The organism is Paenibacillus thermoaerophilus (genome assembly GCF_005938195.1).
Taxonomy (GTDB): Bacteria; Bacillota; Bacilli; order Paenibacillales; family Reconciliibacillaceae; genus Paenibacillus_W; species Paenibacillus_W thermoaerophilus.
The window spans coordinates 54,391-71,867 of the sequence record NZ_VCQZ01000004.1 but is presented as its reverse complement, the minus strand read 5'-3'; the positions used below and the strand labels follow the sequence as shown (position 1 = coordinate 71,867).

General features: G+C 60.1%; 18 protein-coding genes and 4 pseudogenes. 9 read left to right on the top strand and 13 right to left on the bottom strand.

Going from position 1 to position 17,477, the window contains the following annotated elements:
• Nucleotides 1-15 precede the first annotated feature (15 nt).
• Complete coding sequence (locus tag FE781_RS04380; RefSeq protein WP_138788500.1) at nucleotides 16-375, top strand: DUF2500 domain-containing protein; 360 nt, start codon at nucleotides 16-18, stop codon at nucleotides 373-375.
• Between the two features lie 68 nt (nucleotides 376-443).
• Here the strand turns inward: FE781_RS04380 and FE781_RS04375 are convergent, their stop codons facing one another.
• The 6 genes and pseudogenes from FE781_RS04375 to FE781_RS04355 form a co-directional block, all read right to left on the bottom strand.
• Nucleotides 444-881, bottom strand: a complete 438-nt coding sequence (locus tag FE781_RS04375; RefSeq protein ID WP_211346298.1) for a type 2 periplasmic-binding domain-containing protein — start codon at nucleotides 879-881, stop codon at nucleotides 444-446.
• Nucleotides 881-1,587: pseudogene (locus FE781_RS04370) on the bottom strand (carbohydrate ABC transporter permease); the annotation flags it as partial. The pseudogene FE781_RS04370 and the gene FE781_RS04375, both read right to left, overlap by 1 nt.
• 133 nt (nucleotides 1,588-1,720) lie before the next feature.
• Nucleotides 1,721-1,980 (bottom strand): annotated as a pseudogene (locus FE781_RS04365) (helix-turn-helix transcriptional regulator); the annotation flags it as partial.
• Complete coding sequence (locus FE781_RS17390) at nucleotides 1,961-2,140, bottom strand: hypothetical protein (protein WP_170209411.1); 180 nt, start codon at nucleotides 2,138-2,140, stop codon at nucleotides 1,961-1,963. The pseudogene FE781_RS04365 and the gene FE781_RS17390, both read right to left, overlap by 20 nt.
• Nucleotides 2,141-2,379: 239 nt before the next feature.
• Complete coding sequence (locus FE781_RS04360; protein ID WP_246068037.1) at nucleotides 2,380-2,754, bottom strand: hypothetical protein; 375 nt, start codon at nucleotides 2,752-2,754, stop codon at nucleotides 2,380-2,382.
• A 58-nt stretch (nucleotides 2,755-2,812) separates the two neighbouring features.
• Nucleotides 2,813-3,832 (bottom strand): helix-turn-helix transcriptional regulator, encoded by a 1,020-nt coding sequence (locus tag FE781_RS04355; RefSeq protein ID WP_246068036.1) that lies wholly within the window; start codon nucleotides 3,830-3,832, stop codon nucleotides 2,813-2,815.
• Between the two features lie 491 nt (nucleotides 3,833-4,323).
• On the opposite strand from FE781_RS04355, the gene pyk reads away from it, so the two are divergent.
• Nucleotides 4,324-5,739 (top strand): pyruvate kinase, encoded by a 1,416-nt coding sequence (gene pyk, locus FE781_RS04350; protein WP_138788384.1) that lies wholly within the window; start codon nucleotides 4,324-4,326, stop codon nucleotides 5,737-5,739.
• A 301-nt stretch (nucleotides 5,740-6,040) separates the two neighbouring features.
• Here the strand turns inward: pyk and FE781_RS17730 are convergent.
• A pseudogene (locus FE781_RS17730) lies at nucleotides 6,041-6,270 on the bottom strand (N-acetyltransferase family protein); the annotation flags it as partial.
• Nucleotides 6,271-6,455: 185 nt separating this feature from the next.
• On the opposite strand from FE781_RS17730, the gene FE781_RS04340 reads away from it, so the two are divergent.
• Nucleotides 6,456-6,947, top strand: a complete 492-nt coding sequence (locus FE781_RS04340) for a GNAT family N-acetyltransferase (RefSeq protein ID WP_138788497.1) — start codon at nucleotides 6,456-6,458, stop codon at nucleotides 6,945-6,947.
• A 29-nt stretch (nucleotides 6,948-6,976) separates the two neighbouring features.
• Here the strand turns inward: FE781_RS04340 and FE781_RS04335 are convergent.
• Together FE781_RS04335 and mobA are read right to left on the bottom strand one after the other, a co-directional pair.
• Nucleotides 6,977-7,692, bottom strand: a pseudogene (locus tag FE781_RS04335) (class I SAM-dependent methyltransferase).
• A gap of 40 nt (nucleotides 7,693-7,732) precedes the next feature.
• Complete coding sequence (gene mobA / locus FE781_RS04330; RefSeq protein WP_138788383.1) at nucleotides 7,733-8,413, bottom strand: molybdenum cofactor guanylyltransferase; 681 nt, start codon at nucleotides 8,411-8,413, stop codon at nucleotides 7,733-7,735.
• 213 nt (nucleotides 8,414-8,626) lie between these two features.
• Between mobA and FE781_RS04325 the strand changes: the two genes are divergently transcribed.
• Nucleotides 8,627-9,355 carry a Crp/Fnr family transcriptional regulator gene (locus FE781_RS04325; protein WP_246068033.1) on the top strand — a complete coding sequence of 243 codons (729 nt, stop codon included), beginning with the start codon at nucleotides 8,627-8,629 and terminating at the stop codon, nucleotides 9,353-9,355.
• 90 nt (nucleotides 9,356-9,445) lie between these two features.
• Here the strand turns inward: FE781_RS04325 and FE781_RS04320 are convergent, their stop codons facing one another.
• Complete coding sequence (locus FE781_RS04320) at nucleotides 9,446-10,204, bottom strand: Crp/Fnr family transcriptional regulator (protein WP_138788382.1); 759 nt, start codon at nucleotides 10,202-10,204, stop codon at nucleotides 9,446-9,448.
• A 226-nt stretch (nucleotides 10,205-10,430) separates the two neighbouring features.
• Here FE781_RS04320 and FE781_RS04315 point away from each other — a divergent pair, with 226 nt between their 5' ends.
• The 3 genes from FE781_RS04315 to FE781_RS04305 all read left to right on the top strand — a co-directional run bounded on the left by FE781_RS04315 (nucleotide 10,431) and on the right by FE781_RS04305 (nucleotide 12,700).
• Nucleotides 10,431-10,865: a GAF domain-containing protein gene (locus tag FE781_RS04315; RefSeq protein ID WP_138788381.1), complete on the top strand. Its 435-nt coding sequence runs from the start codon at nucleotides 10,431-10,433 to the stop codon at nucleotides 10,863-10,865.
• A gap of 97 nt (nucleotides 10,866-10,962) precedes the next feature.
• The gene (locus FE781_RS04310; protein ID WP_138788380.1) at nucleotides 10,963-11,616 is read left to right on the top strand and encodes a response regulator transcription factor; all 654 of its coding nucleotides are present in this window, start codon (nucleotides 10,963-10,965) and stop codon (nucleotides 11,614-11,616) included.
• A 22-nt stretch (nucleotides 11,617-11,638) separates the two neighbouring features.
• Nucleotides 11,639-12,700 carry a PAS domain-containing sensor histidine kinase gene (locus FE781_RS04305; protein ID WP_379252599.1) on the top strand — a complete coding sequence of 354 codons (1,062 nt, stop codon included), beginning with the start codon at nucleotides 11,639-11,641 and terminating at the stop codon, nucleotides 12,698-12,700.
• A gap of 10 nt (nucleotides 12,701-12,710) precedes the next feature.
• Here the strand turns inward: FE781_RS04305 and FE781_RS04300 are convergent, their stop codons facing one another.
• Complete coding sequence (locus tag FE781_RS04300) at nucleotides 12,711-13,391, bottom strand: hypothetical protein (protein WP_138788378.1); 681 nt, start codon at nucleotides 13,389-13,391, stop codon at nucleotides 12,711-12,713.
• Nucleotides 13,392-13,532: 141 nt separating this feature from the next.
• Between FE781_RS04300 and FE781_RS17975 the strand changes: the two genes are divergently transcribed.
• Nucleotides 13,533-13,733 carry a cold-inducible protein YdjO-related protein gene (locus tag FE781_RS17975; RefSeq protein ID WP_138788377.1) on the top strand — a complete coding sequence of 67 codons (201 nt, stop codon included), beginning with the start codon at nucleotides 13,533-13,535 and terminating at the stop codon, nucleotides 13,731-13,733.
• 111 nt (nucleotides 13,734-13,844) lie between these two features.
• Here FE781_RS17975 and FE781_RS04290 read toward each other — a convergent pair whose 3' ends face one another.
• Nucleotides 13,845-14,186, bottom strand: a complete 342-nt coding sequence (locus FE781_RS04290; protein ID WP_138788376.1) for a cupin domain-containing protein — start codon at nucleotides 14,184-14,186, stop codon at nucleotides 13,845-13,847.
• A 106-nt stretch (nucleotides 14,187-14,292) separates the two neighbouring features.
• Between FE781_RS04290 and FE781_RS04285 the strand changes: the two genes are divergently transcribed.
• The gene (locus tag FE781_RS04285) at nucleotides 14,293-14,925 is read left to right on the top strand and encodes an SIMPL domain-containing protein (protein ID WP_138788375.1); all 633 of its coding nucleotides are present in this window, start codon (nucleotides 14,293-14,295) and stop codon (nucleotides 14,923-14,925) included.
• 194 nt (nucleotides 14,926-15,119) lie between these two features.
• Here the strand turns inward: FE781_RS04285 and FE781_RS04280 are convergent, their stop codons facing one another.
• A complete protein-coding gene (locus tag FE781_RS04280) occupies nucleotides 15,120-17,318 on the bottom strand; it encodes an ATP-dependent helicase (RefSeq protein ID WP_138788374.1) in 2,199 nt (732 codons plus the stop codon).
• Nucleotides 17,319-17,477: the final 159 nt, after the last annotated feature.

The following is a 17,477-nucleotide window of genomic DNA, read 5'->3' as shown; positions in this document are numbered from 1 at the left end:
CTTTTTGGCGACCTGATGTTTACGATCGTTCCGATCTTCATCCTGATCGGCTTCGCGGTTGTCATCGGGGCGTTCGTATTTAACGGCGCCCGGTACATCCAAAACGCGAGAGCGCCCAAGGAGACGGTGTACGCGAAGGTGGCCGCCAAACGCCTGGAGGTCACCGGCCGCACGAATCTCCAACATCCCGGCAACGCCGCGCACCCCGTCCGAACGACGCGGACGCATTACTACATCACGCTGGAGTTCGACAACGGCGAGCGCCGGGAATATCTCGACGTGCGCAATCTGTACGGACTCGTCGTCGAGGGCGACGAAGGCTGCGCCGCCGTGCAGGGCGACTGGATCGTCGCCTTCGAGCGGAAGCCGGACTGATCCGCCGGATGCAGATAACCCCCTGTCCCGTGTTCCCGGGCAGGGGGTTGCCGGCTTCAGTCTTCCGTTCAGTTCACTTGAATCGTATCGAAATACTTCTCTTGCACCTGCTTGGCCGCGTTGTCGAGCAGTTCCTTCAGGTTCGAGCCTTTCTTGGAGAACACTTCCTGAATGACATTGGTCATGGTCGAATAGTAATCCTGCGTATTGTACTGCGCCTCGGCCTTGCCGTCGAGCAGCGCGTTCGACTCCGCGCTGTACTTGTAGACGTTGTCGTACTTCGCCAGAATGGCCTCGACCTTCTTGCCGTATTCCGAATCCGGTTTGTAGTAGCTCATGTGCGGCGGAATATAGTATTTGCCTTCCGCCTTGAACTTCTGGATGTTTTCCTCCAGCGACTTCAAGCCGTCGTCGGTGAAATAATCGAACGTGATATAGTTGAACGCCGCTTCCTTCTGCTCCGGGGTCGCCTTCGGGTTGATGACGAGGTAGTCGCCGCCGAGCACGCCCGCAGCCCTTGCGAGGTGGCGATGAGCTGCAGAACGAGCATCAGCGTCACCAGTCCTTTAATCGAAGGTAGGGTGATATAGCGAACCCGCTGCCAGATGCCGGCCCCGTCGATCTCCGCCGCTTCGTAATAGTCGCGGGGAATGCTGAGAATCGCGGCCAGATAGATGAGCATGGCGGCGCCGAACTGCTGCCACGTCTCCATAATCACGATGGAAATCATCGACCACGACGGGTCGGTCAGAAACAGCACCTTCTCCGCTCCCGCCATCGTCAATCCGGCGTTGATCGGGCCGACCGGGTCGTAGAACCACCGCCACAGCCCGTACAGCACGACGACCGGCAGCACGTTCGGCAGATAGGCAGCGACCCGGACGAAGCCTTGAAGCTTCTTCAGATCCGAGATGACGAGGGCGAACACGATCGGCACCCAGAAGCCGATCGCAAGCCCGAGCATCATGTAATAGAGCGTATTGAGCACGGCCCGGCCGACGTCGGGGTCGCTCAGCACGGCGCGGAAATTGTCCAGTCCGACGTATTCGTTGCCGTTCACGAAGTCGATGCGGTAAAAACTGTAGACGAACCCTTTTATAATCGCACCCACAAAAATAGCGCAAAAATAATAGCCGCGGGCAGAAGAAACAGGATGCCCCACCTGTACTTCCTCCAGCTTCCCGGCGGCCGGACGCCGGTCTTGGCGTTCACGCGATCCGATTTATCGGCGCTACCGTGTCGTTCATCGGGTTTCCCTCATTCCTGTGTCTGTCGATCTGTTCTCATTGTAGAAGAGGGGGACGGGGGATGAACATGTGTGGTTCTATCCGGATCATGGGCAATTTTACTTCTTCAGCTCGCTCGGCGAAAGGCCGTAATATTTCTTGAACATTTTGCTGAAATGCTCGGGAGACTCGTAGCCGACCCGCTCCGCGATCTCGTACCGGCGCAGATCAGTCTGCAGCAGCAGGCGTCTGCTCTCCTCCATCCGCAGCTTGATGACGTATTCCCACAGATTGATGCCCGTATTTTTCTTGAACAGATAGCTCAAATAATTCGGCTGACATGATTTTTTTGCGCCACCTCATGCAGCGTGAGCCCCGTCCTTGCGCCCCTCTCCCGGCGTATTCGGAATGACGCGGCCGGGCTCGTAGGCGCGGATGAACGACGCCAGCTTCTGCAGCGGATTCATCAGCGAGCGCCACAGGTAGATCATCACCAGCAGCGCAAAAGCGGCGTACACGATAGAGATGAGCCGGATCACCCGGGTCAGTTCGACGACGGACGTGCGGCTGCCTCCGGAGGTGATGCGCGAGGCGAACGGACAGACGTTCGATCTCGTCTCGAACGGTTATATTTACGCCGTAAGCGGGCTCGACGGCTATCGTCTGGTCTACCGAATTCAGGAGGAGACGCTGCTGAAGCAGCCAAAAACCTCCCGACCTGCCGTCGGGAGGTTGTATGAAGGTTGCCGTTCACGACGGCCCAAGTCCAAGCCGGGTTTTACTGCAGCGGAATCCGGTACTCCGACCGCATCTCGACGATATGCTCGCCTTGGTTGTACACCCAGTTGAATTGGAACTCGTTGCCCTGGTAGCCCGTCCGCTTGCGGATATCCGGCACGATCAGCGACTCCAGATTGTCGCGGATGGCGCTGTCCAGCATGCGGAAGCGCTCCTCGTGGGCGGCGGCGCGCTCTCTGGCCTGACGCTCGTCCTCCGCCGTCTCCAGGAAATAGCGGAACGCGATCTCCGAATCGGACAGACCTTCCTCCAGCGGTCGCCCCGAGCCTCTGAACACTTCCTTCACCGTGTCGATCCAATCGCGCATCAAATCCATCTTCACGTCGTACATCGCCATATCCTCCCGTTCGTCCATTCGTCCATGTCTACCCTACCACAAGCCGGAGACCGCCTGCAAATCGGAGTGGACGCCGTCAAATATCGGCCGGCCGTTCCGCCATCCATTCCGAAGGATTGCGGCCCGTCAGCCGCTTGAAGACCCGGTGGAAATACGACACGTCGCCGTAGCCGAGAAATTCGGAGATTTCCGCCACCGTCAGCCGGGAATCGACCAGCAGGTGCAGGGCCGTCTTGATCCGTACGCCGTGCACGTACTCGCTGATCGTCTGGCCGGTCACCTCTCGAAACAGCGTCGCCGCGTAATTCGGACTCAGGCGCACATACGCGCCGAGGTCGTCCTTCGTCACTTTTTCCCGATAGTGCTCCTGCACGTACTTCTTCATATGCTCCACGTAACGGTGCTTGTGGTCGGAGACGACGCCGCGGTCCCGCTCCCGGTTGCAGATCGTCAACAGCTCCATCAGCATCGCCTCCGCCATGACATCCGCGTACGGCTGCCGCTCGCTCCATTCCCGGTGCAGCGCTTGCACCCGCTCCAGCGCTTGCTCGTATCGGCCGAGCTTCCATTTCAGCGCGCCGGTTAACCCGAGCAGGGGCAAGCGGGCCGCCCCGTCGGCGGATACGATGAATTTCACCACCGTCTTGGAATGGAATAGCGTCGGCACGCTTTTGCCGTAAAAGTACGTGCTTCCGGGAATTAGCAGCAGATCGCCTTTCTCCATGACGACCTTCTCCTGCTCGATCCAATATACGCACTTGCCGTAGGTGACCAGCGACAAATACCAGCAGTCCCGGGAGCGCGCCTCGGCGCCGAAGGCCGTGCCGTCCGCCGCAGCCCGCGACGGCGTGACGCTGCCCGCTCCGTGCACCGCTACGATACCCGCTAACGAAGCCGCTCCGGCTGTCGTACCGCTATCCGTTCCGGCCGCCGCGTTTCCCGCCATCGCAGCCGCTCTTGCTGGCGTGACGCCTCCCGAGCCGGCTGCCGCCGCCGGCCGCGCTTCCGCGTCGGCGCCCGATGGCGCGCCGATCCCGTCCTGCTCCTCGTACCAGTCCATTCCGTTGTCCTGTCTGACCTCGATTACGTGCAGCATTTGTCGCCTCCGCCATTTTGAACCGCTCTGCCGGACCGATCCCGGCAGTCCGGAAACCGCTGATTCGGGGAAATGTCAGTCCCCTCGCAATATCGTACTATACGACATTCATCATACTATAGTTCATGGTAGAATACGAGGATTCAGGAGTAAAGTAAGAATAAACGAGATTATCTCCTTTATTTCGACAAAAGCGAAGGGCAGGTTGCGCCGGCGAGGCCGCCGGAGACCCCATAATCCGATACCCATCCCCAGATTCCTTTCTGCGTCGTCCGCGGCGGGTTTACCGGCTCGCTTGCCGAGCCGAATCGGGTCCATCATCGGCCGACACCGCGGTAAAACGTATTCGCTGCGCGAAGGGGCCCCAGGCGCGTCCGGAGCGGGGCGCGGGCTTCGCCTCTCTTCGTCCGCCGCAACCGGCTGCGGCCGCCCTTACCGCTTATTTATAAAATAATCCATACCGAATTCACTGAAGGAGGCCACTCCCCCGCATGCGCAAAACCAAAATTCTCTGTACGATGGGTCCGTCCTGCGAATCCCCCGAAGTCTTGAAGCGACTGATCGCAGCCGGCATGAACGCCGTTCGTTTGAACATGGCTCACGGCGAGCTGGCGGATCACGCCGCGCGGATCGCCAGCGTCCGTCAAGCCGCTTCCGAAGCGGGCGCAATTATCCCGATCCTGATGGACATCAAGGGACCGGAGATCCGCATCGGCAAGCTCCGGGAGGCTTCCGTCGTTCTGAAGCCGGGCGAGATTTTGACGCTGACCACCGAGGACATCCTCGGCGACGCCAACCGCGTCCCGGTCAATTACGCCGACATGCCGTCCGTAATCAAGTCGGGCGACCGGGTGCTGCTGGACGACGGCCTCATCGAGCTGAAGGTCGTCTCCGTCGAAGGAACGGAGATGCGCTGCGAGATTCTTAACGGCGGTACGCTCAAGCCGCGCAAGGGCGTGAATCTGCCGGGCATCCGCACGACGCTGCCGGGCGTGACCGAACGGGACGTGCAGCACATTATGTTCGGGATCGAGCAGCGCGTGGACATCATCGCGATGTCGTTCGTGCGCAAAGGCGCGGACGTGCTGGAGGTCCGCCGCATCCTGGAGGAGAACGGCGCGGCTCATGTGCAGATCATCTCGAAGATCGAGAACGAAGAAGGCGTCAGCAATCTCGACGAAATCATCGAAGCGTCCGACGGCATCATGGTCGCCCGGGGCGATCTCGGCGTCGAAATTCCGCTGGAGGACGTGCCGATGGTGCAGCGCGAGATGATCGAGAAGTGCAATCTCGCGGGCAAGCCGGTTATCGTCGCCACGCATATGCTTGAATCGATGCAGGTGAACCCGCGTCCGACGCGCGCGGAAGTCAGCGACGTCACGAACGCCGTGCTGCAAGGGGCGGACGTGATTATGCTGTCGGGGGAAACCGCCGCGGGCAAATACCCCGTCGAATCCGTCGCGACGATGGCCCAGATCGCAGCCAAAGCGGAGACGATGTTCGACCACGCGTCCCATTACGCGAAACAAGCGGCCGTACATACGACCAACATCACCGAAGTGATGAGCCAGGCGGTCGTCCGCTCCTCGCTCGAGCTGAATGCCAAAGCAATCGTCACGCCGACCGTCAGCGGCTTCACCGCCCGGATGGTATCGAAATACCGCCCGCAAGCTCCGATCCTCGCGATTACCCAGCAGGACGAAGCGCTGGCCAAGCTGTCCTTGTACCGGGGCGTGTTCCCGGTTCGGGGCGAACAGGCGTCCTCCTCGGACGAAATTTTCGAGATGGCGGTCCGCTACGGACGCGAAGCCGGTCTGCTGGCCGAAGGCGATTATGTCGTCATCTCCGCCGGCGTGCCGATCGGCAAGACGGGCGCCACAAACCTGATGAAAATCCAGCAAGTATAACGACAAACGGAGCAAGCCGCCGGTGTTCCATCCCCCTGCAGGGAACATCGGCGGCTCGCTTTTTAACGAGGCTCGAACCGCCGCCATCGTATGGAAACCGCCGGATGCGCGCAAACTACCGACTGCATGCGAATCGAGGTGAGAGACATGGGCAAGCAGCAGGGACACGGCGTGAAGAACACGCAGACGAAATCGTCCGACAAAAAAAGCAACGCCTCCGGCAACAATCACTGACACCGGAGACGTATCGGGCACCGTGCGGAAGCACGGTGTTTTTTTACGGCGATGTATGTATAGAAGATCAATCCTTAAATCTTCCCATCATAATGGTATTATAGTATTTACCGTCGGAAAGAACTTTGTCGTTTTTCAAGATGCCTTCGACTTCAAAACCAAACCGTTTATACAGTTGAATGGCTTTTTCGTTTGTTTCGAGAACATTCAACGTCATTTTTTAATGCCGTTGGAGTCGGCCCACGCAACAGATTCCTTTAAAAGATTTTTCCCGATGCCGTATCCCCAAAATTCTTTTCACATCAAATTCTTGTTTGTTTAGGATCATGACGTACTCCGTTCCATATTTTTCATTTCGCCTGCCGTTGGGACAAAATGTATGGCCGTCCGGCGCCGGACGGCATGGTGGCCGAGCCCCGTATCGTTTATAATAGGGACATTCTTTTATGCTGCAACAGGGAGAGAACGAAGTCATGACCGATATGCTGATTCGCGACGCCGTACCTGCGGACCTTCCGGCTTTGCTGGATATTTATAACGACGCCATTCGAAAGCTGACCGCTACGTTCGACCTGGAGGAGCAGACGCTCGAGCAGCGGACCGAATGGTTCCGCCACTATGGAGGACGCTACCCGCTGATCGTCGCCGACATCGGCGGCACCGTCGCCGGCTATGCCTGCCTGTCGAAGTTCCGGGACAAACCCGCCTACGACCGGACGGTCGAACTGTCCGTCTATATCGGCGAAGCGTACCGGGGCCGCGGCGTCGGCAACGCCCTGGTCAAAGAGATCTTGGCCAGAGCCGCCGAGCATAGGCATCACGTCGTCGTCAGCGGCATCACCGCAGGCAACGAAGCGAGCATCCGCATGCACGAGAAATTCGGCTTCGAGCTGTGCGGACGGTTCCGCGAGGTCGGGTTCAAGTTCGGCGAATGGCAGGACGTTTTGTTCTATCAACTGGTGCTGCCCGAATAAGCCGGAGCCGGCGATCTCGACGCTTGGCGTCACGATCCGGTCTTCAGCTTAACCGACCTCGTCAGGACCAATCCCGCATCCAACTGCCCGCGGATTTGATCCTCAAGCCGATGGCCGAACTCCAACGGAACGCCTTCCGCCAGATGACGCTCCAGACGCTCCGGCGGCAGGCCGGTCCGATCGGAGTACGGAATCCTGTGCCGAACCTCCAGCCTTCCTTGCTTCTCCGCATCGAGATCGAACAGATACAGAATCGGATTCACGAATCCTGCAATCAGCGACCCGCCGTCCCGCAGCACGCGGGCCGCTTCCCGCCACACGGGAAGAATATCCGGCACGAACACGTTGGACACCGGGTGCACGATCAGATCGAACGTCCCGTCCGCGAACGCCTCCAGGTTCGCCATATCGCCCCGTACCGTACGGAGGTTCAGCCCTTCCCGCTCCGCCACAAGCCGGTCCTGTCCGAGCTGGTTGTCCGAATTGTCGTATACGGTCACATCCGCCCCAGCCGCCGCGAGATCGGCCCCTGCTGGCCGCCGCCCGAGGCGAGGCATAGCACCTTCGCTCCGTCGAGCCGTGGAGGAAACCGGTCTCGCGGCACCGGCTTGGTCGGAGTCAGCATGATCTCCCATCGGCCTTCGCGGGCCCGGGCGATCTCCTCCGGCGTCACCGGCCGCATCCACGGATTGTCCGCCAGCACCTGCTTGTTCCAAGCTTCCCGATTATACTCCAATATATCCATTAACCGCACCGCTCCTTAGCCGCAGTCCGCTCTCCCCCCATTATACGGCATTTCCGCCGCAATCCCGGGGAAACAACGGCTCGGAACGATCATTTCCGGCGCCGTCCTCGCCGTTATTCGCGTCACGCCGCCATGCCTCCGGCCCGTCCGCCGCCGAATGCGGACGCCAGGTCTCGGCAAACTGCAGCGGAATGCCCCTCTCGGCGAACGCGTCGGCCGTCACCGCCTTCCAGACCAAGACGTCCGGAAGCGCGGCCGGCTTGCGCCCGCCTTCGGCGATCAGCGACCAGACGCGGTCCGCGCAGCGCTTGGCGTATACCGCATGCAGCGGATGCGGACCGTCGGGCAATTGCGGGATCGCCGCGTCGGCTTCCCCCAGACGCTCCGCCAGCAGCCGGGCGGCATCCGCCGACAAATACGGCCTGTCGCAGCCCACGACCCACACACGGCTCCGCTTCGCCAAGCAGAGGCCGGCATACATGCCGCTCAAGGGTCCCCTGCTCGGCTCGTAATCGGTAATGAGCCGGACCTGCGGATCGAGCACCTTCAAAAAGGGCATGGCGTTCGGCGCGGCCACGATCACTTCGTCGCACACCTTGCGCATCTCCTTCACTTGCCGGCAGACAACCGGTTCGCCCTCCATCAGCGTCAGCGCGATCCGCCCCGTTCCGCCCGCCGCTTCGGGGTCGCCCGCCAGGATTAAGCCGGTCAGTCCGTTCATAATGATCCCTCCCGTCTGCTCGTTGTTCTCCTCCTTGATTGAAACCCGATTCCGCCCTGCCGCTCAGTGACCGCCGTCACACCGCCGCCGCGCGGCCGCATCCGATAAACCGTTTGTGACATCCGTCACATCCTCGGCGGCTTCTCGGGGCTATGATGAAGACATGCAAGCGCCAAAGCGCTAGGGCAAGCGCAAGACAAGGAGGGCATGCCCATGGAGCCACGCATGACGGATAAACGGCAGCCTCCCGATTTTCCCCGCAACACGAGCCTGTTTTCAAGCGGCAGCTTATCCAAGCTTCAGGAGATCATGTATACGCGCCACGTGCCCGCGGGCGGGAAAATTTTCTGGGAAGGCGATCCGGCCGACAAGCTGTATTTTGTGCGCGAGGGCAGCGTCAAGCTGACGAAGCTCACCGACGAAGGCAAGCAGATCATCGTCTCGATGTATATGGCCGGGGATCTGTTCGGTCAGATCGAGCCGTACCGGCAGTCGCTTCGCGCCTTCGGCGCCGAGGCGGCGGAGCCCTCCTCGCTCGGCGTCATGCAGCAGCGGGATCTCGAGGTGCTGCTCTGGAAGCACGGCGATCTGGCCGTGGAGTTTATGAGATGGATGGGACTCATGCATCGGCAGACGCAGACGAAATTCCGGGATCTCATGCTGTTCGGCAAGCCGGGGGCGTTATGCTCGCTGCTGGTGAGGCTGGGCAATTGCTGGGGAGAAGAACGGGACGGGCATATCCGCATCCGCCGAAAACTGACGCACGGCGAGCTCGGCGAGATGATCGGCTCCACGCGCGAAAGCGTCAACCGGATGCTCGGGGAATTCAAAAAGCTTGGAGTGCTTGACATCGAGGACGGTTATCTGATCTTGAAGGATACGGCTTATTTGCGGGACATCTGTCACTGCGAGGACTGCCCGCGGCATATATGCCGGATTTGAAGGCCCATCTTCGGCAGGCAGCAGCGCTTCAAACCTGCGAAGGGCGGATCGTTCCGGCTCTATCGCGCCGAAACCGCGGCCGCGGCGCGTTCAAATCCGGCAAATCTCTTTCGGACAGGCGGGGAACGATGGGCATTGGCACAAAGCCTTCAAGCCCTGGAGCGAGCGGATCGTCAAGTAGCCGTTTTGGACCTCCACGATTCCGTTCGCTTTCAACTCGCTCAGCATCCGATTGACGCTTTCGCGTGTCGCTCCGATCATCTCCCCCAGCTCCGTATGGGTCAGCCTGAAGCCGATCCGGATGCCGTCCGGCTTGGCCACGCCGTACGTATTGGCCAGACGGATCAGCGTCGAAGCCAGCGCGCCCGGCTTCCCGAACATCAGCAGGTCGCGGAACTTGGACTGCGTAATGCCGTGCTGCAAGGACATCCATTTCGCGAACGCGACAGCCAGATCTCCGTGGCGGTGCAGCAAAATCTCCAGATCCTTCTCCTGGATTACGCCCAGTTCGGTATCCTCTATCGCTTCCGCGCCGTAACCGTACGTGCTGCCGCCCATCAACGTCAATTCTCCGAACAGATCGCCGGCGCCGAGGACGGACAAGCAAAGCTTCGAGCCTTCCTCCGTCGTCTTGATCAGTTTGATCCGGCCGCTGCGGATGTAGTACAGTTTGCCCGTCGGATCGCCCTCCCACACCACGCAACTGCCCGCCTCCGCTTTTTTGTCGTACATGACGCTCTGCAGAAGCCGGAAAGGCTCGCCCGACAGCAGCGGGATGCCCCCCTCTTGTTCGCAATATGCCGATTGTTGCGCGATTTCGTCCGCGTGTGCCGCCGTTTTCCGGATCATCTGAACGCCTCCCGACCGTTTTGTGATGCTTGATTCCATAATACGGCAAGCAGCGCCCCCGGGGTATCGGGGGATTCACTGAACTTTGCCGGGAAGTTTCCCCGGTCCGAAGGGAATTCCCTGATCGCAAAATCGTGGAGTTCCCCGAATGCGCGGCGATCCATCGCGTTTTAAAATAGAAGCATAACTTTAGGAGCCGGTCTTCCCAGGAAAAGGAGCGAACGCTATGGAAGTCCTGTCGCTATCGGAAGCGATCGATCGGCTGCGCGCCGATATCGGCTGCGACTTTGCCGCATTCGCGCAGCCCGATCCCGCCCATGCGGCTTGGAGATGGACGCACGCTTCCGGATCGGAGAGCGGCCGTTATCTCCGGCTGACCGTGAGGCCGGGCCGGGGCGTCGCCGGGATCGCCCTGCTGACCGGCCGGCTGGTCGCTTCCGACCGCCACCGGTACGCCGCCGATCTGCGGAAGGACGACGCGCCGTTGTGGATTCCGGAACGGCTGGAGAGCGCCGCCGCGGTTCCGGTGCGGCTGGGCAAGCAGCGGACCGCCGTTCTGCTGATCGGCCGCAGAGATCCCGGGCCCTTCGCCCCCGGCCAGCTCGAAGGACTGCAAGAAGCCGCCGAACGGCTCGCCCTGCTGTTTGCCGCCGCGCAATAATACCGCCCGACGTCCGCCCCGACAGAATTCTTCTTGAAGGGGTTCTTTTTTTTCTATATGATCACATTAACAGTCTAGTCTACAACGGAGGGGCGGCATGAAACTGCTAATCGTGGACGACCATGCTGTCGTCCGATCGGGTTTGGCCAGTTTGCTGGACGGCAAACACGGGATCGCGGTCGTTGGGGAAGCCGGCGAAGGGGACGAAGGCATCGCCAAGGCGTTGGAGCTTCGCCCCGACGTCGTGCTGATGGATTTGAGCATGCCTCACGGCAAAGACGGGCTGACGGCAACCGCCGAGTTGAAGAAGCTCGCGCCGGAGATCGCCGTGCTGATCCTGACGATGCACGACGACGAGGAATATTTGTTCCGCAGCATTCAAGCCGGAGCGTCCGGTTATATCCTCAAAAACGCTCCTCACGAGGAGCTGGTGTCGGCGATCCGGTCCGTCGCGGCCGGACACGCTTATCTGTACCCCACCGCAACGAAGCGGCTGATGAGCGAATATCTCGAGCGGCTGTCGGGCGGCGGACAGCCGTCGGACGCGTACGATACGCTCTCGGACCGCGAGAAGGAGATTTTATCGTTGACGGCCAAAGGTTATTCCAACAAGGAAATCGCCGAGCTGCTTACGATCAGCGTCAAAACGGTGGAGACGCACAAAAGCCACGTCATGGAGAAGCTGGGCCTCAAGACGCGTCCGGAGCTGGTCAAATACGCGGCGCAAAAGGGGTTGCTTCAATTTGAATAAAAAGCTGCCGATCGACCCGCAGGTGGCCGGCTTGATCGCCGCTCTGGATTCGCAGCCGGTCGATCCCGCGACCCGGGACGGACTGAAGCAGTCGCTGCAGCAGTTGTCCCACCTCAAGTTCGCGCTCGACGAATCCTCGATCGTCGCCATCACCGACCGCCGGGGCATCATTCAATACGTCAACGATAAATTTTGCGAGATCTCGAAATACAGCCGGGATGAGCTGATCGGCCAGGATCACCGCTTGATCAACTCCGGGCACCACGACAAGGCGTTTATGCGCGACTTATGGCGGACCATCGCCTCGGGCCGGGTGTGGAATGGCGACATCAAGAACCGCGCCAAGGACGGCACGTTCTATTGGGTCCGCACGACCATCGTTCCGTTCCTGGACGAGCGGGGCGACGTCCTTCACTACCTGGCGATCCGCAACGAAGTGACCCGCCTGAAGCAGGTCGAAGAGGATTTGCAGCAGTTGATGTCGCAATTGATGCAGGTGCAGGAGGAGGAACGCCGGCGCTTCTCCCGCGAGCTGCACGACGGCATCGGGCAAAGCCTGTTTTCGCTGCTGATCCAGATCGACCGCATCCTGGGCGACGATCCCCGGGACGAGTGGCGGAAACTGCGCGACGACGTCTCCCGGATCATCGAGGATGTCCGCGGGCTCGCCTGGGAGCTGCGTCCGTCCGTGCTGGACGACTTGGGCATCGTGCCCGCGATCCGGAGCTTCGTCGACAACTATTCGTCGTACCACGGGATCAACGTCCGCTTCGAGCACAAGCTGGGACGGCGCCCGGACGTGCAGACGGAGACCGTCATCTACCGGATCGTGCAGGAGGCGTTGACGAACGTGGCCAAATACGCCGGCGTCGACGAAGCCTTCGTGACGATCCGCGATACGGATGAAGGCATCGAGGCCGTCATCGAAGACAAGGGCGCCGGCATCCCGGAGCATCGCAGAGGCAAGGGCGTCGGACTGCACAGCATGGAAGAACGGGCCCGCAGCGTCGGCGGCCGGCTCCGCATAGAATCGCAGCCCGGCCGCGGCACGCGCGTCGTGCTGACGGTCCCCCGCGGCGGATGACGCTGGCGCTTCACCCGAGAAACTCCCGGACTCCCTCCGGCAGCAGCTTGCCCTGATGCGAATGGTATCGGCCTTCGTGCTTCGCGATTCGTTCCAGAATGCCGATGCCGCCTTCCATCTCGTACAGGACGATATAATTCTCCGCGCGTTCGATGGGGATCGGGGCTTCCTCCGATCCCTGCGCCATCATCTCTATGAACCGTCCGCGGTCTTCGGCTGCGATCGTCTTCACGTGTTTGCCGTGCCAGACGGCCAGATTATGGTTCAGGTACATTTGGATGCTCCGGACCCGCTCCGGTTCCAGCTCGATCGGCTTCGCTGTCCCCTCGGCGAGGTACAGCTTGTAGCCGTTCATGCCCGCCTCGTAAGAGACGGCGACCATCGAGCGGTCCGGGTATCCCTTGAGCTCATAAATCCGCGTGCCGACGGGCAAAAAGGCGGCATCCCCATCTTTGCTTCTGTAGCGGGAATTGTTCTGGTGCTTCGAGCCGTACAGCTTGAAGGTCACTTCGCCGATCGGTTCCCCGATCATCGCGGGGTCCGCCACGACGATATCCCACATCCCGGTATACGTCCTGCCGTCCAGCTTGAGGAAATCGGCCCAGTCTATAATTACCGTTCGCGAGCATCCCCCAAGCATAATAGCCAGCGCCATCGCCAGCGCTCCGATCCGTCTGGAATTCCGTCTCACGATCCCCGCCTCCTTGATTCATTTCGTTTCGTCTCCTCCACCCCGTCCGCCTCTTCGCTTGACGAAATTCGCCCGGACGACTTATGATATATACCGCTTCCGGAGAAAGCTACAGGTCAGTCAGGCAGGAGGTGTGTCTTTTTGTTGCAGACGGAGACGGCAAAGCCGGATATCGCCCCGGTCCCGATATGGAGATGCAAAACGGCAGGATGCAAAGCCTGGATGCGCGAAGAGTTGGCGCCATCGCCCCATCCAGCGTGCCCCATCTGCAAAGGGCCGATGATTCGCAGCATCAAGCATCTGCCCAAGTTGGTGACCAAATATAAAGCGAAGAAAAAATAAGCGGGGTTCACAGAAAACAGATAGAAAAAAATAATACATAGAGGGTAAGCGCATATGAGCCGTGTCTAATATGTTCGCTTGCCTTTTTTATTTGGGTCGGCTCTCTTTCGTTTAGTCCGCCAAAACCCTGTCGCCCTTGCTGGTCGGTTGGGAAATCACCAAAAACTCAACGTCATGATTCGACTTGTTAAACATCTGGTGCGGCACCAGAGGGGGAACTTCTACTCCCTCGTGCGGATTCAAAACCATCTCTTTCCCCTCGATCTCGATGGTGGCTACGCCTGACAGGACAAAGAAAAATTGGCGCGCGTATTGATGATAATGTCTAACTTCCGACGTATTGGCCGGCATCCGCTCATGAATAATGCTTAAATCCTGATTTTTCACCAGTTGCCATCCATCGCAACGATCTCCCCATACGTAATGTTCGGCACTGTGTTTGCTTATTTTCATCTCATATCCCCCACAACCGATGTTCTTGTAGATCCGGCGAAGCATGCGGACGGACGCACTCCCATACACTAGCCTAAGAATCCATTCAGCCGAAAGGAGCGCGCCGATGCACGAACCTTCGATGCCTTACGTCGAAGTCACAGGCGAAGCGACGGCGACCGCCGTTCCCGATCAGGCGGTCGTCGTGCTTGGCACCGTGACGGAAGGACCCGAGCTGCAGCCGGTTCAGGCGGAGAACGCCGCTATATCCGCCCGCGTCATCGAGTCCCTGCTGCAACTGGGCATCCCCCGCGAGAACATCCAAACCCAGGACTATCGAATCGAGCCCCGGTACGATTATCAGAACGGCACGCCCATCTTCCGCGGGTACAGAGCGACTCATTTACTTCAAGTCACGACAGGAAACGTAGAGCAGACGGGCCTGCTGGTCGATACCGCCGTCGCCCGAGGCGCCAACGTCGTCTCGAGCATCAGGTTCGCGGTCTCGCGCCCGGAGCTGTACGAGAACCGCGCCCTGGAGCTCGCCCTTCGGAACGCCGGGCAGAAGGCCGCAACGATCGCCCGGACGCTCGGAGCGGTGCTCTCCCCTCTCCCCGGCTTTGTCCAGGAGCTGCCCCGCGCCGGCGAACCCGTCGCATTTGCCGCTTCCGAGCTTGCGCCAAGCTCCGCCGCCCCGATCCAGCCGGGAACCTGGAGCCTGCGGGCGGCCGTTCGGGTGCGATACACCCTCGCGAGGTAGCGAGGTCAAGGGGAGGCGGCTCCTGCTCCGTTCCCAGCATCTCATAATCGTACCATCGGTCGTCCGTCCAGTTGACGATGGTGTTGTGGCGTTCGCCCAGCAGGTACATAGGTTTTACCCATTAGACGCGGGAAGCGGATGGAATGTTTCCCGGCATCCGGCAGGCCGTCATCCTCCGTTCGGCCCCCAAGATTTCAGGCCTGCGGCCCGATCCGCTCCAACAGCCCTTCCTCCAGACATTTGCGTATCGGCACCCGCCGGATTCCCGTGTCCAACCGCAGCACGATATCCTCCTCGTCCGCATCGAGAATCTCCCCGTCGCCAAACCCCCGGCACCGGACCCGGACGCCCTTCTGCAACTGATCGGCTCCGGCGACGATCCGTTTGACCGGCTTCGGCTTCGGTCCTTCGACAGACGCGGCGGCGGTCGGCCTGCCCGGACCCGCCAGGGAATCCCGGATGCGCCGGATATGGCTCACCAATCGCGACTCCTCCGCCTTCTGGCCGTCCTTCATGCGGTAGGTCAGCAGCTCCAGCTCCCGCTTCGCCCGCGTCATTCCCACATAAAACAGACGGACCGCCTCTTCCATGGGGGCGCGGTTGCCGTTTTCAAACTTTTTGATATCCTCGGCCGACGGAATGACGCCTTCGATCAGATCGATCATGTATACCCGATCGAACTCCAATCCCTTGGCGCTGTGCAGGGTGGACAATGTCACCGCTTCTTCTCCCTTTCTGAACTTCGCCTCCCGCATGACCGCCTGAAGCCGCTTCAACCGGCTCGCGAACGCCTCCAGCGTCTCCAGACCGTCCGCAATATCCTCCAGCGTGTTCAAGATGCCGATCAGCGTATCCCGCCTGAACCCGAGACGCTCGCACCTTTTCTCCAGCGCCTTCTCGTACCCCAGGTTCGCGCGAATCGTCCAGATCGCCTGCTTGGGGGACATCTCCCGCAGCGAAGCGAACGTCGCCTTGCATTCCTCCAGCAGCTTCGGCTGATAATCGCGCAGCTCGACGTGCCGGAGCAGATTGTCGAACACGGATTCGTTGTTCCGAATCCGCTTCAGGGCTTCCATCTGCTCCCGGGTGATGTAGGCGTTGAACTTTTGGTAGATTCGCTCCAGCAGGTCGGGACGGCGGTCGGTATACGCCATTCTCATGAAGTTGAGCACGTCCTCCACCACCCAATGGGAGAAAAAACGGTGATCCCCGTCCTTCATATAAAACGGGATGCCCAACCGGTCGAACGTGTCGACCAGCGCGACGGACGAATGATGGTTGCGGTACAGAACGGCCGAATCCCCGATCCGGCCCGCACTCATGATTCTCTCCGCCACGTACCGGGCTTGATGCTTGTAGTCGGGCAGACTGGTGATCCGGATCGGCTCGCCGGCCGGATTGCCGGTCGTCATGTTTTTGTCGTAACGGTCCCGGTTCCGCTTGATGAAGGCGTTCGCCGCCTCGACGATGTGTTTCGTCGAACGGTAATTATGCTCCATCTTCAGGATAACCGCATCGGGATACGCCTGCTTGAAATCCAGCAGATAGCGGGGTTCCGCCGCCCGCCAGCCGTAGATGCTCTGGTCGTCGTCGGCGACGACGCAGAGATTGCCGTGTGCCTGGACCAGCAGCGCGATAATTTCGTGCTGCAGCAGGGACGTATCCTGACTTTCGTCCGTCAGGACGTAGTCGTATTTCCGCTGATACTTCGCCAGCAGCCGCCGATCTTCCGACAGCGCCCGATAGGCGATCTCCAGCATGTCGTCGTAGTCGACCAGCAGCCTGTCCGTTCCCGACTTCTTAAACGCCTCGTACTCCCGCAGGATCGAGGGAGCTTCCTTCACGTCGCACTCCGTCTCGTCCCACCGGTCGGGCGGAATCCTTTTGTTTTTGACGTAAGAGATGTAGGTCGTCAGAGCTTCCAACTGGTCTTCGGCGATGCTCTCGCCGGTCAGGCTGTTGTGGATCTCCCGCAAAATCTGCGTCTTATGCAAGGCCGGATATGCGGCGTCCGGCTCATCGGCATGGCGTTCGATCACACGGTAACCGATGCCCCTCTGGCGGAGATAATCGGCCATCACCTGGGACGCCAGGCTGTGAATCGTCGAGAAGCCGACGCTCCCTTCCGGATATTCGGGGAAAAAGCGCCGGAACCGCTCCTTCATGTCCGCGGCCGCCGCTTTGCTGAACGTGACCGCTTTGATCCGGGACGGATGGACTCCTTTCTCTTCGATCAGATAACCGATCCGCATCATGATGGTGGTCGTCTTGCCCGATCCGGGAGTCGCCAGCAGCAGCAGGGGCCCTTCCGTGCGGAGCACGGCCTCCTTCTGCACCGGATTGAGCGATACGCCGATCTGCCGTTGCTTGCGGGTGAAAAAGTCTTCTGTCATCTGTCAGCATGCCCTTCCGTTCATGTGCTCGAACGTTGATTGTACCACAGGAACAGACGGCACAAAACAAAACCGAAGCCCTTCCGCCAAAACGTGCCCCCGAATCGTATTCGCGGCCGCGCACCGCCCTTCGGCTTCGGCCTGGCGAGACGACGCCAC

Bases quoted from the DNA above. Each gene is read 5' to 3' on its own strand.
- FE781_RS04380 (WP_138788500.1), top strand. From the start codon at position 16: ATGTTTACGATCGTTCCGATCTTCATCCTGATCGGCTTCGCGGTTGTC.
- FE781_RS04360 (WP_246068037.1), bottom strand. From the start codon at position 2,754: ATGGACGAACGGGAGGATATGGCGATGTACGACGTGAAGATGGATTTG.
- FE781_RS04355 (WP_246068036.1), bottom strand. From the start codon at position 3,832: ATGCTGCACGTAATCGAGGTCAGACAGGACAACGGAATGGACTGGTAC.
- pyk (WP_138788384.1), top strand. From the start codon at position 4,324: ATGCGCAAAACCAAAATTCTCTGTACGATGGGTCCGTCCTGCGAATCC.
- FE781_RS04340 (WP_138788497.1), top strand. From the start codon at position 6,456: ATGCTGATTCGCGACGCCGTACCTGCGGACCTTCCGGCTTTGCTGGAT.
- mobA (WP_138788383.1), bottom strand. From the start codon at position 8,413: ATGAACGGACTGACCGGCTTAATCCTGGCGGGCGACCCCGAAGCGGCG.
- FE781_RS04325 (WP_246068033.1), top strand. From the start codon at position 8,627: ATGGAGCCACGCATGACGGATAAACGGCAGCCTCCCGATTTTCCCCGC.
- FE781_RS04320 (WP_138788382.1), bottom strand. From the start codon at position 10,204: ATGATCCGGAAAACGGCGGCACACGCGGACGAAATCGCGCAACAATCG.
- FE781_RS04315 (WP_138788381.1), top strand. From the start codon at position 10,431: ATGGAAGTCCTGTCGCTATCGGAAGCGATCGATCGGCTGCGCGCCGAT.
- FE781_RS04310 (WP_138788380.1), top strand. From the start codon at position 10,963: ATGAAACTGCTAATCGTGGACGACCATGCTGTCGTCCGATCGGGTTTG.
- FE781_RS04290 (WP_138788376.1), bottom strand. From the start codon at position 14,186: ATGAAAATAAGCAAACACAGTGCCGAACATTACGTATGGGGAGATCGT.
- FE781_RS04285 (WP_138788375.1), top strand. From the start codon at position 14,293: ATGCACGAACCTTCGATGCCTTACGTCGAAGTCACAGGCGAAGCGACG.
- FE781_RS04280 (WP_138788374.1), bottom strand. From the start codon at position 17,318: ATGACAGAAGACTTTTTCACCCGCAAGCAACGGCAGATCGGCGTATCG.